This is a genomic window from Phaeobacter sp. CC-HEC084, from assembly GCF_059429255.1.
Genome location: NZ_JCAIJQ010000004.1, coordinates 277,099 through 291,198, shown reverse-complemented (window position 1 = coordinate 291,198; position 14,100 = coordinate 277,099). Strand labels below are relative to the sequence as shown.

Sequence of the window (14,100 nt, the reverse complement as noted above, 5' to 3'; positions counted from 1 at the left end):
ATAAGAAAAAGGCCCCTCAGCCGGGTTGGCGAGGGGCCTTTGTCATTCATTCAGAGGCGGTTACTCGTCGTCTGGCAGCGCGCGCACGGCGCCTTTGGCGGCGCTGGTGGTCAGCATCGCGTAAGCCTTGAGCGCGGTGGAGACTTTGCGCTTGCGCGGTTTCGCCGGTTTCCAGCCAGCGGCCTCTTGCGCGGCGCGGCGGCTGGCGAGTTCCTCGTCCGAAACGGCCAGATGGATCGAGCGGTTGGGGATGTCGATCTCGATGGTGTCGCCCATCTGCACGAGGCCGATGGCGCCGCCTTCGGCCGCTTCGGGGGAGACGTGACCGATGGAGAGACCCGAGGTGCCACCGGAGAAACGCCCGTCGGTCAGGAGGGCGCAGGCTTTGCCGAGACCCTTGGATTTAAGGTAGGAGGTCGGGTAGAGCATTTCCTGCATGCCCGGACCGCCGCGCGGGCCCTCATAGCGGATCACCACCACATCGCCCTCCTTGACCTTGCCGGTCAGGATGTCGCTGACGGCCTGATCCTGGCTTTCGCAGACATAGGCCGAGCCGGTGAATTTCAGGATGCTTTCATCGACGCCCGCGGTTTTCACGATGCAGCCATCGAGCGCGATATTGCCGAACAAAACAGCAAGGCCGCCATCCTTGGAAAACGCGTTTTCGACCGAGCGGATGACGCCGCCCTTCCGGTCGGTGTCGAGCTCCTTGTAGCGGTTGGATTGCGAAAAGGCCTCGGTCGTGCGCACGCCGCCCGGCGCCGCCTTGAACAGCTCTTCGGCCTCGGGGTTGTTGGCGACCTTGACGTCCCATTTGGCGATGGCTTCGCCCATGGTGCTGGAGTGTACGGTGGAACAGTCATCGTGCAACAGACCGGCGCGGCTGAGTTCGCCGAGGATCGAGAAGATGCCGCCAGCGCGGTGCACGTCTTCCATGTGGACGTTTTCGATGTTGGGGGCCACCTTGCAGAGACACGGCACCTTGCGGCTGAGCCGGTCCATGTCGGACATGTCGAAATCCACCTTGCCTTCATTGGCAATGGCCAGGAGGTGCAGCACGGTATTGGTGGAGCCGCCCATGGCGATATCAAGGCTCATGGCGTTTTCAAAGGCCTCGAAGGTCGCGATTTCGCGCGGCAGCAGGCCCTTTTCCTCGCCCACGTAGTGGCGTTTGGTGATGTCGACGATCTTGCGGCCCGCCTCAAGGAACAGGTGCTTGCGGTCGGCGTGGGTCGCGAGGGTCGAGCCGTTGCCGGGCAGGGCAAGACCCAGCGCCTCGGCCAGGCAGTTCATCGAGTTGGCGGTGAACATGCCCGAGCAGGAGCCGCAGGTGGGGCAGGCGTTTTCCTCGATATGCTGGACCTGTTCGTCGCTCAGCGTGTCACTGGCGGCGGCAACCATGGCATCGACGAGGTCGATCTTCTTTGCATCCAGATCGGCGATGTCGATCTTGCCCGCTTCCATCGGGCCGCCGGAGACGAAGATCACCGGGATATTGAGACGCATGGCAGCCATCAGCATGCCCGGAGTGATCTTGTCGCAGTTGGAGATGCAGACCATGGCATCAGCGCAATGGGCGTTGACCATATATTCCACGCTATCCGCGATCACCTCGCGCGAGGGCAGCGAGTAGAGCATGCCGTCATGGCCCATGGCGATGCCGTCATCCACCGCGATGGTGTTGAATTCCTTGGCAACACCGCCTGCGGCCTCGACCTCGCGGGCGACCATTTGGCCGAGATCCTTGAGGTGGACGTGACCTGGCACGAACTGGGTGAAGGAGTTGACGATGGCGATGATCGGCTTGCCGAAATCATCGTCTTTCATACCGGTTGCGCGCCAAAGGCCACGCGCGCCGGCCATGTTGCGTCCATGGGTGGAGGTTCTGGATCGGTACATTGGCATGTGGCTATTTCCCCTTTTTACCCTCAGGGACATGATTCGCGAAACAAACGCAATAACTGAGGGGCGATTTTGGTTATTTTGCTCCGATTTCCGGGGCGGTTGCGGAATGGGTTATGCGGGTTTTCTGAATGTCACCGACGGGCGGCTTAGCGTGAGGTGACAGACCAGGCCGATCAGCAGGGCCCAGAAGGGGGCTCCGATCCCAAGAAAGCTGATGCCCGATACCGTGCCCATGAAACACAGCAGTGCCGCCTCGCGCCCTTCGGTCGGGGTCAGCGCATGGGACAGCCCGTTGCCGATGGTCGACAAGAGCGCAAGGCCTGCAATGGTGGCGACCAGCGCGTGCGGTGCGATCAGGAACAGGGAAATCACGGCAGCGCCGCCCAGCCCCACGGCGCAATAGATCACCCCAGCGGCCACCACGGCGAGGTAGCGGGTGTCCGGATCCTCATCCGCTTCGGGTCCGGCGCAGATGGCAGCGGTGATGGCGGCGAGGTTGAAGGCATAGCCGCCAAAGGGCGCCAGGATCAGCGAGGCGATCCCGGTCACCGTCAGTGCGGCCGAAACCGGCGGAACGTAACCTGCGCTGCGCAGGGTCACCACGCCGGGCATGTTCTGGGAGCACATGGTCACGATATAGAGCGGTAGTCCAAGGCCGATCAGTGCCGAGAGGGTGAATTCGGGCATCACCGCCTCGGGGGTGGCGAGAGTCAGGTTCAGCTGCTGCAGGTCGCCGAAGCTGCCGGTTGCGGCGGCCCAGGTGACACCCGCCAGCAGAACCAGCGGGATCGTGTAGCGCGGTGCATAGACCTTGCCGATCAAAAAGACCGCACCCATCACCGCGACCAGCCAGACGTCTTCTTCAAGCGAAGTGAACGCCTCCAGCCCAAAGCGGAACAGGATCCCGGCCAAAAGCGCATTGGCCAGCGTATCGGGGATCAGCCGTGCCAGCCTCTCGAACCAGCCGGTGAGGCCGGTGAGCGTCAGCAAGGCGGCGCAGAACAGAAAGGCGCCCGTGGCCTCGGGCAGGGTGGTCGCGCCACCGCCCACCGCCAGAAGGGCGGCGCCCGGCGTGGACCAGGCGGTCAGAACCGGCAGGCGGAACCACAGCGACAGGATCAGGCTGGTGATCCCCATGCCAAGCCCGAGGACCAGAAGCCAGCTGTTGGCCTGCGCCTGATTTGCCTCCAGCGCCGCGATGGCCTGAAAGATGATCGCCACCGAGCTGGTGTACCCGACCAGAACGGCGACGGCGCCTGCCGTGATATGAGAGAGTTTCAGCTGCGGCATCATGGGGATCCTGAATGGGGTTTTCCCGGGCGTCGGGCTCTTGTAGGGTCAGTTTGTGCGTTATAGCGCACATTATCTTCTGTGCGCTATAACGCACAAGCCCTTTTTTGAAGAGATCGACAGACCGATGCCAACGCAGCCCGCGTCCCCGCCTGTAAGCCCCGCGTCCCCGCCGGTAAGTGAAGACAAGATTTCGCAGAATCTGAAGCAGATCCGGGCCGAGGCCGGTTTCAGCCTGTCGCGGGCGGCTGAGGTGACTGGGGTCTCCAAGGCGATGCTGGGGCAGATCGAACGAGGTGAATCCAGCCCGACCATCGCCACGCTCTGGAAGATCGCCAAGGGGTTTCACCTGCCGCTGACCGCCTTGATCGAGGATAGCAGTCAGCCCAAGGTTCTGGGCGAGAGCGTGTTCCGCACGGTGCAGTTTCCCGGCAGTATCGCGGTCAAGATCGTCTTTCCCTTTGATCCCAACCTCGGGGCCGAGACCTTTCACGTGCGCCTGCGGCCGGATCAGTGCCACCAGTCCCAGGCGCATGACGCGGGCGTGACCGAAGAGGTCTTTGTGCTCGAAGGGCCTGTGGAAGTGCTGAGCGATGGGGCTTGGGTGCGGCTCGACGTCGGGGAGGGGCTGCGCTTTGCGGCCGATCAGCCCCATGGGTACCGTGCCGGGCCGGACGGGGCGGCCTTTCTCAACATGCACCATTATCGCAGACCGGATCCGACTGGCTGACCAGGTCCTGCGCCCGCAAAGGTCACAATTCCGTAAGAGGGGACACGGCAGTGCTTGCCGAAGTCTCACCTTGTGACTAGGGCTTTGGCAGGGACGTAAAAGCCGATTGGGGGAGGCACCGATGGAAACGCTGCGCGGCAGCCTGTTGATGGTGCTGGCCATGGGGGCCTTTGCGCTGGAGGATATGTTCATCAAATCAGCGGCGCAGGCGCTGCCGGTCGGGCTGATTCTGGTTTTCTTTGGTCTTGGCGGTATGGTGCTGTTTGCACTGGTGGCACGTGCGCAGGGGCAGGCCTTGTGGCACCCGGCCTATTGCACGCGCGTGATGCTGCTGCGCTCTCTTTCAGAGGTCGTTGGGCGCCTGTGTTTTACCCTGGCCCTTGCGCTGACACCGCTGTCCTCGGCCTCGGCCATTCTGCAGGCGACGCCGCTGGTGGTCGCGGCAGGCGCGGTGGTGTTCTTTGGCGAAACCGTGGGCTGGCGGCGCTGGCTGGCGATTCTGGTCGGCTTTGCCGGTGTGCTGATCATCCTGCGCCCTGGGGTCAGCGGCTTTGAACCCGCCTCGCTGTTCGCCGTGGCTGGAACGCTGGGCTTTGCCGGGCGCGATCTGGCAACGCGGGCGGCGCATGTGTCGATGCACAACAGCCAGCTCGGTATGCTGGGTTTTGCCATGCTGGCAGTGGCCGGGGTCATCGCGCTGGGTTGGACCGGGCTTGATGGGCTGGGTGACGGGGCGCTGGCCGATCCGGGTGTCTGGCTGGATGTGGCCTGTGCCACGGTAATCGGCGTGATCGCCTATGGGGCGCTGACCGGCGCCATGCGGCTGGGCGAAATCTCGGTGGTGGCGCCCTTCCGTTATACACGGCTGGTCTTTGCCATGGTGCTGGGCATCCTGGTCTTTGGCGAGCGGCCCGATACGCTGACGCTGATTGGCAGTGCGGTGATCGTGGCCAGTGGTGTCTTTACCTTGATCCGCAGCCGCAAAGCCTGAGTCATCTTGCGTCCGGTCCCGGGCGCGCTTACATCTGCCTGCCATGGCCAAGCAGAAATCAGACCCGAACTACAAAGTGATTGCAGAGAACCGCCGGGCGCGGTTCGATTACGCGATTGAGGAAGATCTCGAATGCGGGATCGTTCTTGAGGGGTCGGAGGTGAAATCCCTGCGCGCCGGGGGGGCCAATATCGCTGAATCCTATGCGACCGTCGACGACGGGGAGCTGTGGCTGGTGAACTCCTATATCGCGCCATATGCGCAGGCCAAGGTGTTCAAGCACGAGGAGCGTCGCCGCCGTAAGCTGCTGGTCTCGCGCAAGGAGCTGGCACGCCTGTGGAATGCGACGCAGCGCAAGGGCATGACCCTGGTTCCGCTGGTGCTCTACTTCAACCATCGGGGCATGGCGAAGATGAAGATCGGCATCGCCAAGGGTAAGAAGAACCACGACAAGCGCGAGTCCCAGGCCAAACGCGACTGGTCGCGCCAGAAACAGCGGCTGCTGAAGGACGCGCGCTGACGCCAATACCCTGCGCTGCCGGAACCATGCTTCGGGACGGGAATGAGGCAGGCCGGGCGGGCCGTTTGTCGCCACGGCACCACGTTTGGTGCATGTATCAGGGAAATATTGTACCGGAACAGCCGCTTCTCTTGCGACTCCGTGCGGTGGGCTGTACCCATGCGCCAGCGAACCTGAGGGGAGGCGTTTTTGATGGATGATCCGAAAACTCTTGTGTCAACCGAATGGCTGGCAGCCCATCTGAAGGATCCCGATCTCAGGATTCTGGACGGGTCATGGTATCTGCCCAATGAGAACCGCGATCCCAAGGCGGAATATGACGCGGCCCATATCCCCGGCGCGCGTTTCTTTGATATCGATGATATTTCGGACCACCGCTCGGAGCTGCCCCATATGGTGCCCCCGGTCGAGAAATTCATGTCGCGCCTGCGCGCGATGGGCGTAGGCGACGGTCATCAGGTGGTGGTCTATGACGGCGCGGGCCTGAAATCGGCGGCCCGTGTCTGGTGGCTGTTCCGGTTGATGGGGCAGATGAATGTCGCGGTGTTGGATGGCGGTCTGCCGAAATGGAAGGCTGAGGGGCATCCGGTCGAAGACCTGCCGCCGATGATCCGCGACCGCCACATGACCGTGCGGGTGCAGAACCAGCTGGTTCGCGATGTGACGCAGGTCTCTGCGGCCGCCAAGCTGGGCGATCATGAAATCATCGACGCCCGCGCTGCCGAACGGTTCCGCGGCGAGGTCCCGGAACCGCGCGAAGGGCTGCGCTCGGGCCATATCCCCGGCTCGAAGAACGTGCCTTATGTGACCCTATTGAACCCCGATGGCACCCTGAAAGACGCAAACGGCATTCGCGCCACCTTTGAAGGGGCCGGTGTCGACCTTGCGAAACCTGCCATCACCACCTGCGGCTCGGGTGTGACCGCCGCCGTTCTCAGCCTGGCACTGGAGCGCATCGGCAAGACCGATCACGCGCTTTATGATGGATCCTGGGCAGAATGGGGCGCCTTCCCGACCCTACCCGTTGCAACCGGAGAGAACTGATGTTCGAGACCCTGAAACCCCAGCCAGCGGACAAGATCCTGGCGCTGATGCAGATGTACCGCGAGGACCCGCGCGCGGATAAGATCGACCTTGGTGTCGGTGTCTACAAGAACGCCGAGGGCGTCACCCCGGTGATGCGCGCGATCAAGGCCGCCGAGCACAAGCTGTGGGAAGAAGAAACCACCAAGGCCTATACTGGCCTCGCGGGTGATCCCGGCTATGCCGATGTCATGATCAAACTGATCCTGGGTGATAGCGTGGCGCGTGGAAACATTGCCGCCGCCGCCACCCCCGGCGGCACCGGTGCCGTGCGCCAGGCGTTCGAGCTGATCAAGATGGCCAACCCCAAGGCGCGCGTCTTCGTGTCGGACCCGACCTGGCCGAACCACATCTCGATCCTGAAATACGTTGGCATCGAGACCGTCACCTACCGCTATTTCGACCGCGAAACCCGCGGCGTGAACTTCGACGGGATGATCGAGGATCTGAAGGGCGCCGAGAAGGGCGACGTGGTGCTGCTGCACGGCTGCTGCCACAATCCCACCGGTGCCAACCTCAACACCACCCAGTGGCAGGAGGTGATCGACCTTCTGAACGCGCGCGGTCTGATCCCGATGATCGACATTGCCTATCAGGGCTTTGGCGACGGTCTGGAAGAAGACGCAGCGGGTGTGCGCATGGTGGCTGACCAGACGCCCGAATGCCTGATCGCGGCAAGCTGCTCCAAGAATTTCGGCATCTACCGCGAACGCACCGGCCTTCTGATGGCGGTTAGCCAGGACGGCAGCGCCCAGGCGCTGAACCAGGGCACGCTGGCCTTCCTCAACCGGCAGAACTTCTCTTTCCCGCCGGATCACGGCGCGCGCCTGGTGACGATGATCCTGAACGACGACGCCCTGCGCGCCGATTGGGCATCCGAGCTGGAAGAGGTGCGTCTGGGCATGCTGGGCCTGCGTCAGCAGCTGGCGGATGAGCTGCAGCGCCTGAGCGGCTCGGACCGCTTCGGCTTTATCGCGCAGCACCGGGGTATGTTCTCGCTGCTCGGGACCACGCCCGAGCTGGTCGAGAAGATGCGTGTCGACAATGGCATTTACATGGTCGGCGACAGCCGCATGAATATCGCGGGTCTCAACAAGACCACGGTGCCGCTGCTGGCCAAGGCGATCATCGACGCGGGCGTCTGAGCGCCGCGACAAACAATGATGTGAAGAGTCAAACGCGCTCCCGAGTGGGGCGCGTTTTTTTGTGTTACTGTCATGGGGCAGGGGCTCCCGCGCCCGCAGGTGCCTTGCCTCTGGCAAGACCCCTTGGCGGGTTTGGGCCTGGCGCCGCTGACGCGGCGCAAGGGATTTCGCTGAGAAGCGGTTTAAGGGCAGGTCTGCCCTCAAACACGCCCTGACCATTGTGAACAGCAGCGCACCGCGCCTCAAGGGAACCTCGCGCCTTGCGCGAGGCCGCTGGTGCGGCCCTTGACCCGCGGTGCGCTTTGATGGGCGGGGCTTTGGCGGCAGATGAGAGCAGCAGGCGCCGCGTCAGCGGCGCCGGGCCCAACCGCAAAGGGACAGTCTATGACTGTGCCGGAGCGGGCGGGAGGGTTCACTCGATGCTGGGGGAAAGGGGACTAGGCAAAGAAAAACGCGGCCCCGAGAGGCCGCGTTCCTAGATCTGTGTCAGGAGGCTGGGTTTAGCCTGCCTTGAACTCCGGATAGGCTTCCATGCCCAGTTCCGCCATGTCGAGACCGTTGATCTCGTCTTCTTCGGTGACGCGGATGCCCATGGTTGCCTTCAGGATCAGCCAGACAATGCCGGAGACGATGAAGGTGAAGGCGCCGATGGCAACGAAGCCGGTGATCTGGGTCACGAAGGAGGTACCTTCGGTGTAGAAGGGGACCGCGAAGGTGCCCCAGAAGCCTGCGACCAGGTGCACCGGGATGGCGCCGACCACATCGTCGATCTTCAGCTTGTCCAGCATCGGCACAACGAAGACCACGATCACACCACCGACGGCACCGATCCAGAGCGCGCCGAACAGCGAGGGATCAAGCGGACCCGCGGTGATCGACACCAGACCGGCCAGGGCGCCGTTCAGGGTCATGGTGAGGTCGGGCTTCTTGAACATGACCTGGGTCAGCAGCAGGGCAGCGACAGCACCAGCGGCGGCAGCCATGTTGGTGTTGGCGAAGATGCGCGACACGTCGGTCACATCGCCCACGGTGCCCATCGCCAATTGCGAGCCACCGTTGAAGCCGAACCAGCCGAGCCACAGGATGAAGGTACCCAGGGTCGCCAGAGCCAGGTTGGAGCCGGGCATCGGGATGGTTTTGCCGTCTTTGTACTTGCCGATACGCGGGCCGAGGATCAGAGCGCCTGCCAGGGCTGCGAAACCGCCTGCAGCGTGCACCAGGGTGGAGCCGGCGAAGTCGGAGAAGCCCATTTCAGACAGGAAGCCGCCGCCCCACTGCCAGGAGGCTTCGATCGGGTAGATGACGCCGGTCAGGATTGCGACGAAGATCAGGAAGGGCCACAGCTTGATACGCTCGGCCAGGGTGCCGGAGACGATCGAGGCGGTGGTGGCGCAGAACATCAGCTGGAAGAAGAAGTCAGAGCCAACCGAGGCATAGTCGAGCGAGGCATCTGCTGCCGCCAGACCAACCGGTTCAAGCGAGGTGACGGAGAACCAGGGGCCCATCACGCCGGAGATTACCCAGTCGCCGGGGTACATCAGGTTGAAACCGATCAGCCAGTACATGATGGCCGCGATCGAGAACAGCGCGATGTTCTTGGTCAGCTGCATGGTCACGTTCTTGGAACGCACCAGGCCTGCTTCGAGCATGGCAAAGCCTGCGGCCATCCAGAACACCAGGAAGCCACCGATCAGGAACAGCAGGGTGGTAAAGATATAGGGGTTGATGTCGGGGGTTTCTGCTGCCGCGTCCTGCGCCAGTGCCAGGCCCGGAAGGGCGGCAAAGGCCGTGGCGGCAAGAGAGAGTTTCAGTTTACGCATCTGTATTTTCCTCCGAAATGGACGCTTAAAGCGCCTCGAGGTTGGTTTCGCCGGTGCGCACCCGCACGGCCTGTGCCACATCCAGGACAAAGATCTTCCCATCGCCGATCTTGCCGGTGCGGGCGGTGGACGAAATGGTGTCGACCACCTGATCCGCCAGCTCCCCTGGCACCACGATTTCCAGTTTGACCTTGGGGACGAAGTTCACTTCGTATTCCGCACCACGGTAGATTTCCGTGTGGCCCGCCTGGGCTCCAAAGCCTTTGATTTCCGTCACCATCAGACCTGAAACGCCGATTCCGGTCAGCGCTTCGCGGACCTCCTCGAGTTTGAAGGGTTTGATGGCTGCTATGATCATTTTCATCTCGACACCCTATTTCTGGACCACTTAGGCCGCTCCATTCGCACCTGCAGCAAAGCGGCCACCCCGAGTCGGGGGAACCGGAAGAGCCTGTTTGCAGGGCGGAATGGCGGCCTCTGGCCTAATTATTTTGCTTAAAAAGTGGTCAATGCCTGCATTTTGAGCGTTTTGAGGAGGGAGTTTCCGGCAAAACTGCCCCTCTACAAAGCAGTGGGATCGGTTTATTGTCGCCAAAACGGGCAAACCGGGCAGGACACTGGCAGGATACTGACATGGCACAAGGATCAGGGCGCAAGCCGCTGGTGGCGGATAAACGCTATCCCAAAAGCAGGTCCGGCAAAGGGGCAAAGCCCGCGCGCCGGGGCGCACGAAAAGGCAGCTCTGGTGGTGGGATCTTTGGGTTTCTCTTCGGGCGCCGCAAACCTGCCGCAGCGCCCAAGAAGGCTGCGCCGCGGAAAAAGTCGGCAGCGACGCGCAAACCAGCCCCCAAACGCAAACGCGGGCTGATCGGGACTCTGCTGGCGCCGTTTCGCTGGCTGCTGCGTCTGGTCTGGGGCTTTACCTGGCGCGTCGGGCTGATCTGCACTGGCATCGTCGCCCTGGCGGTCGGCTATCAATACATGAAGCTGCCCGAGGTGACGCAGCTGCTGGATGGGCGGGCGCGTGGCTCGGTCACCCTGCTGGATGCAAAGGGAGAGGTCTTTGCCTGGCGCGGGGATCAGTTTGGCGGCGTCGTCACCACGCAGACCGTGTCGAAACACCTGAGGAACGCGGTGGTCGCCACCGAGGACAAGCGGTTCTACCGTCATTTCGGCGTCTCGCCGCGCGGGATTGCCAGCGCGGTGCGCATCAACCTGAGCGAAGGGCGCGGTCCACTGTCCGGACATGGCGGCTCGACCATCACCCAGCAGACGGCGAAGCTGCTATGCCTTGGCGAGGTCTATGACCCCGAGGTCTGGGAAAGCGAGCGCGCCTATGAGGCCGATTGCCGTCAGGGCTCCCTTTGGCGCAAGGCGACCGAGGCGGTCTACGCCATGGCGATGGAGGCCAAATACACCAAGGACGAGATTCTCTCGATCTATATGAACCGGGCCTATATGGGCGGCGGCGCCTATGGGGCCGAGGCGGCGGCGCAGCGCTATTTCGGCAAATCTGCGAACCAGCTGAACGCGGCTGAGGGTGCGATGATCGCCGGTCTTCTGACCGCGCCGTCTTCGCTGGCGCCGACCAATAATCTCAAACGCTCGCAGGACCGCGCCGCCACCGTGCTGCGCCTGATGAACGAACAGGGCTATCTGACAGCCAAGGAAACCCAATACGCGCAAAGCCACCCCGCCGAGCTGAGCGAAGCTGCCGAGGCGCGGGCCGGGGGATATTTCGCCGATTGGGTAATGGATACGATCCCCAGCTATTTCGGCGATCAGACCACCGAGGACGTGGTGATCCGCACCACATTGGATCAGCGCCTGCAGAAAGCCGTCGAAGGCGCGGTGGATCATGTGTTCGAAAACAAGGTGCGCGAAGGGTCAAAGGCCCAGGCCGCCATCGTGGTGATGAGCGCCGATGGCGCGGTCCGCGCCATGGTGGGCGGGCGCAAGACGCGGGTGTCCGGCGTCTTCAACCGCGCCACACAGGCGAAACGGCAGACCGGCTCGGCCTTCAAACCCTTTGTCTATGCCACCGCGCTGGAACTGGGGTATTCGCCGCTCGACCGGGTGCTGGATGCGCCTTATTGCATGGATATTCCGGGATCGGGCGAATGGTGCCCGCAGAATTATACCCGCAAATACTACGGCGAAATCACCCTGACTCAGGCGCTGCGGGATTCGCTGAATATTCCTGCGGTGAAGATTTCCGAAGCGGTGGGCCGCGATCTGGTGCGCCGGGTGGCCGGCGATTTCGGCATCGACAACGAGATGGCTGAAGGTCCGGCGCTGGCGCTTGGCGCTTCGGAAAGCACGCTTCTGGACATGACCGGCGCCTATGCCGGGATCCTCAACGGCGGCTCTTCGGTGACGCCCTATGGGGTGACCTCGCTGAGCCTTGTGGAAGACAGCGAACCGCTGATGGGCTCCAGCGGCGGTATGGGAGAGCGGGTAATCCGCACCAAGGCGGCGCAGCAACTGGTCTGGATGATGGAAAAGGTGATCGCCGAAGGCACCGGACGGCGGGCGCAGATCCCTGGCTGGCAGGCGGCGGGTAAGTCCGGCACCACCCAGGCGGCGCGGGACGCCTGGTTCATTGGCTTCACGGCGGATTACGTCGCCGGGGTCTGGATGGGCTATGACGACAACACGCCGCTGACCGGTGTGACCGGAGGCGGGCTACCGGCCGAGATCTGGCACGAGGCGATGGTGCGGGTGCACGAGGGCCTGGAGCCGAAGCCGCTGCCGATGCAGGCGCCGGATCCATTGCCCACGCCGCAACCCTCAGACAGGGATCAGCGTCGCGGCCCCCGGATTGGTCAGGAGTTAGGCCGCGCGGTGGATGGCATCCTGAGGGATATCTTCGGCAACTGAGTTGGCGCCTCTGGCAGGCTGGCGGGAAGAGGTCGCGGCGACTCGTGCAGCCGCAATGCGCGACCACAGGCAAGGCAAAACAGTGGATCATAGTGAAAAGGGGCAGGGAGCGGCTCCCGCCCGCTGTTGCTGCCCTGCCGGGCCGCCGCAGCCGTTGGGCCGTGCGCCGCGCATTGCGCGGCGCGGGCAGGGATCAGCTGAGGCGTTTCAGCTCTGAGATCATCTTGTCGATGTCGCCGCGGTTGCGGTCGAGAATGGCGCCGATCTCGGTCCGTTCGGTCAGCAGAAGGTTTACGCCCTCAATATACATGTTGAAGAACAGATCCTTGCCGGAGCGGTTGGAGACCAGGAAGGTTACTTCGAACGGCGCCTGCCCCTTGAGATAGGCGGTGGTGCTTACCTCGAACCATTTCTTGACGCGCTTCACACCGGTAACCTCGAGGCGACCGCCGATGAATTCACGGAACCGCTGCCCATACTTGCGCGAGATATAGCCCTGAAAGGCGTCAGAGAAGGCCCGTTTCTGCGCTGCCGAGGCGCGGCGAGCGTCGACGCCCATCGCATAGGCGGCAATATAAGAGGTGTCGCTGTACTGGCCAAAGATCCGCTCGAAATCGCGGTACATGGCATTTTCGGACTTGCCCGAGGCAATGACGCGATTGATGTCAGTGACAAGATTGTCGATCAACCGGCTGGCCGAGTTTTCGTTCAAAGCCCAGAGCGCACTGGGCGCGGTGATGGTTGCAGCGCCAGCTGCGGCAAGAAACATACGGCGGTTCATCGTTCAAAACCCTTCGGTATCCAGTTCAAACGGATCGATCTCTGTGATTTCACTGCTTTCGCCCAGCTCAAATCGGCGGTTCTGAAGGTAGATCAGACGGGCCTGCGCATAGCTGTCGGCGCTTTCGTAGAGAATCGAATCCACGGTATCAGAATATCTTCCACGGTCTCCAAGCCGACGCACGATCTCTGCGTAGACACCGATGTTGTCGGCTGGATTATGCTCAGCAAAGGAAATGGGATTGGTGAAAAAATCAACGGCGATGCCCACCGCGTCACGGGTTGTTGAAGGACCGTAAACCGGCAGTTCCACATAGGCGCCTTCGCCAACGCCCCAGACGTGCAGCGTTTCACCGAAATTGGTATCGACCGGCGGAATGTCAAAGGCACTGGCCGGATCGCCGAGGCCGCCGACGCCGACGATGGTGTTGATGGCAAACCGCGCCAGCGCGATCCCGGATTCCTTGAGGTTGCCCTGAAGTAGCGCATTCACGGCCTGACCCGGCATCGAGAGGTTCTCAGCAAAATGTGAAAAGCTCGTGACCATGGGGTCGGGGACGATCGCGACATAGCCTTTGGAGGCCGGACGGAAAGCCACTCGGTCAAGGCCAAGGTTGAACCGATGCACCGCCCGGTTCGTATTTTCATAGGGATCGAAGATTTCGCCCGCAGCTTTTGCCGCCGGATCCTGTGTCGCGCAGCCAGCCAAAAGCAGGGCGGAAACAAGCAGGGCAGAGAGCGTTGCAAATGATCGCGTAAAAAAAGTCATCGGGTCTGGGTTTCCCTTGGTCCAAATTTGGAGCACACCGTGCGCACTTATTGGGAATCCTTCTGCTTCCCACCCTTTGAAGGCCTTGATTGTGAAACTGTAGCAGAATTGGAACAGGTTTTCTGCGGGCAGCTCGCTGCCCTGCTTTAGTATGAACAGGCGCGCTTGAACAGGTATTGGAACCAGA

General features: G+C 62.4%; 12 protein-coding genes. 6 read left to right on the top strand and 6 right to left on the bottom strand.

Annotated elements, in window-relative coordinates; genetic code table 11:
* Nucleotides 1-60: 60 nt before the first annotated feature.
* Nucleotides 61-1,905: a dihydroxy-acid dehydratase gene (ilvD, locus tag AC5SSZ_RS15350; protein WP_495438650.1), complete on the bottom strand. Its 1,845-nt coding sequence runs from the start codon at nt 1,903-1,905 to the stop codon at nt 61-63.
* Nucleotides 1,906-2,016: 111 nt separating this feature from the next.
* Nucleotides 2,017-3,198: a benzoate/H(+) symporter BenE family transporter gene (locus AC5SSZ_RS15345; protein ID WP_495438648.1), complete on the bottom strand. Its 1,182-nt coding sequence runs from the start codon at nt 3,196-3,198 to the stop codon at nt 2,017-2,019.
* Nucleotides 3,199-3,322: 124 nt separating this feature from the next.
* Between AC5SSZ_RS15345 and AC5SSZ_RS15340 the strand changes: the two genes are divergently transcribed.
* From AC5SSZ_RS15340 to AC5SSZ_RS15320, 5 genes are all read left to right on the top strand, one after another.
* A complete protein-coding gene (locus tag AC5SSZ_RS15340; RefSeq protein ID WP_368948472.1) occupies nt 3,323-3,925 on the top strand; it encodes a helix-turn-helix domain-containing protein in 603 nt (200 codons plus the stop codon).
* Nucleotides 3,926-4,046: 121 nt separating this feature from the next.
* On the top strand, nt 4,047-4,916 hold the full coding sequence (locus tag AC5SSZ_RS15335; RefSeq protein WP_274868302.1) for a DMT family transporter: 870 nt from the start codon (nt 4,047-4,049) through the stop codon (nt 4,914-4,916).
* Between the two features lie 43 nt (nt 4,917-4,959).
* Nucleotides 4,960-5,436, top strand: coding sequence for an SsrA-binding protein SmpB (gene smpB, locus AC5SSZ_RS15330; RefSeq protein WP_065271673.1), 477 nt, complete (start codon nt 4,960-4,962; stop codon nt 5,434-5,436).
* Between the two features lie 192 nt (nt 5,437-5,628).
* A complete protein-coding gene (gene sseA / locus AC5SSZ_RS15325) occupies nt 5,629-6,480 on the top strand; it encodes a 3-mercaptopyruvate sulfurtransferase (protein ID WP_495438645.1) in 852 nt (283 codons plus the stop codon).
* Entirely contained in the window at nt 6,480-7,664 is a 1,185-nt protein-coding gene (locus tag AC5SSZ_RS15320) for an amino acid aminotransferase (RefSeq protein WP_495438643.1), read from the top strand. Before sseA ends, AC5SSZ_RS15320 begins: the two co-directional genes overlap by 1 nt.
* Before the next feature lie 500 nt (nt 7,665-8,164).
* Here the strand turns inward: AC5SSZ_RS15320 and amt are convergent, their stop codons facing one another.
* Nucleotides 8,165-9,484 carry an ammonium transporter gene (gene amt / locus AC5SSZ_RS15315; RefSeq protein ID WP_495438641.1) on the bottom strand — a complete coding sequence of 440 codons (1,320 nt, stop codon included), beginning with the start codon at nt 9,482-9,484 and terminating at the stop codon, nt 8,165-8,167.
* A 25-nt stretch (nt 9,485-9,509) separates the two neighbouring features.
* Nucleotides 9,510-9,848 (bottom strand): P-II family nitrogen regulator, encoded by a 339-nt coding sequence (locus AC5SSZ_RS15310; protein ID WP_065271668.1) that lies wholly within the window; start codon nt 9,846-9,848, stop codon nt 9,510-9,512.
* Nucleotides 9,849-10,117: 269 nt separating this feature from the next.
* Between AC5SSZ_RS15310 and AC5SSZ_RS15305 the strand changes: the two genes are divergently transcribed.
* On the top strand, nt 10,118-12,364 hold the full coding sequence (locus AC5SSZ_RS15305) for a transglycosylase domain-containing protein (protein ID WP_495438637.1): 2,247 nt from the start codon (nt 10,118-10,120) through the stop codon (nt 12,362-12,364).
* A 193-nt stretch (nt 12,365-12,557) separates the two neighbouring features.
* Here the strand turns inward: AC5SSZ_RS15305 and AC5SSZ_RS15300 are convergent, their stop codons facing one another.
* Entirely contained in the window at nt 12,558-13,145 is a 588-nt protein-coding gene (locus AC5SSZ_RS15300) for an MlaC/ttg2D family ABC transporter substrate-binding protein (protein ID WP_065271666.1), read from the bottom strand.
* 3 nt (nt 13,146-13,148) lie between these two features.
* On the bottom strand, nt 13,149-13,913 hold the full coding sequence (locus tag AC5SSZ_RS15295; protein WP_065271665.1) for an MlaA family lipoprotein: 765 nt from the start codon (nt 13,911-13,913) through the stop codon (nt 13,149-13,151).
* Nucleotides 13,914-14,100 lie beyond the last annotated feature (187 nt).

What these genes read in the sequence shown, in the direction of transcription:
- smpB (WP_065271673.1), top strand. Translation starts at nt 4,960, where the DNA reads ATGGCCAAGCAGAAATCAGACCCGAACTACAAAGTGATTGCAGAGAAC.
- sseA (WP_495438645.1), top strand. Translation starts at nt 5,629, where the DNA reads ATGGATGATCCGAAAACTCTTGTGTCAACCGAATGGCTGGCAGCCCAT.
- AC5SSZ_RS15295 (WP_065271665.1), bottom strand. Translation starts at nt 13,913, where the DNA reads ATGACTTTTTTTACGCGATCATTTGCAACGCTCTCTGCCCTGCTTGTT.
- AC5SSZ_RS15335 (WP_274868302.1), top strand. Translation starts at nt 4,047, where the DNA reads ATGGAAACGCTGCGCGGCAGCCTGTTGATGGTGCTGGCCATGGGGGCC.
- AC5SSZ_RS15300 (WP_065271666.1), bottom strand. Translation starts at nt 13,145, where the DNA reads ATGAACCGCCGTATGTTTCTTGCCGCAGCTGGCGCTGCAACCATCACC.
- AC5SSZ_RS15340 (WP_368948472.1), top strand. Translation starts at nt 3,323, where the DNA reads ATGCCAACGCAGCCCGCGTCCCCGCCTGTAAGCCCCGCGTCCCCGCCG.
- AC5SSZ_RS15310 (WP_065271668.1), bottom strand. Translation starts at nt 9,848, where the DNA reads ATGAAAATGATCATAGCAGCCATCAAACCCTTCAAACTCGAGGAGGTC.
- amt (WP_495438641.1), bottom strand. Translation starts at nt 9,484, where the DNA reads ATGCGTAAACTGAAACTCTCTCTTGCCGCCACGGCCTTTGCCGCCCTT.
- AC5SSZ_RS15345 (WP_495438648.1), bottom strand. Translation starts at nt 3,198, where the DNA reads ATGATGCCGCAGCTGAAACTCTCTCATATCACGGCAGGCGCCGTCGCC.
- ilvD (WP_495438650.1), bottom strand. Translation starts at nt 1,905, where the DNA reads ATGCCAATGTACCGATCCAGAACCTCCACCCATGGACGCAACATGGCC.
- AC5SSZ_RS15305 (WP_495438637.1), top strand. Translation starts at nt 10,118, where the DNA reads ATGGCACAAGGATCAGGGCGCAAGCCGCTGGTGGCGGATAAACGCTAT.
- AC5SSZ_RS15320 (WP_495438643.1), top strand. Translation starts at nt 6,480, where the DNA reads ATGTTCGAGACCCTGAAACCCCAGCCAGCGGACAAGATCCTGGCGCTG.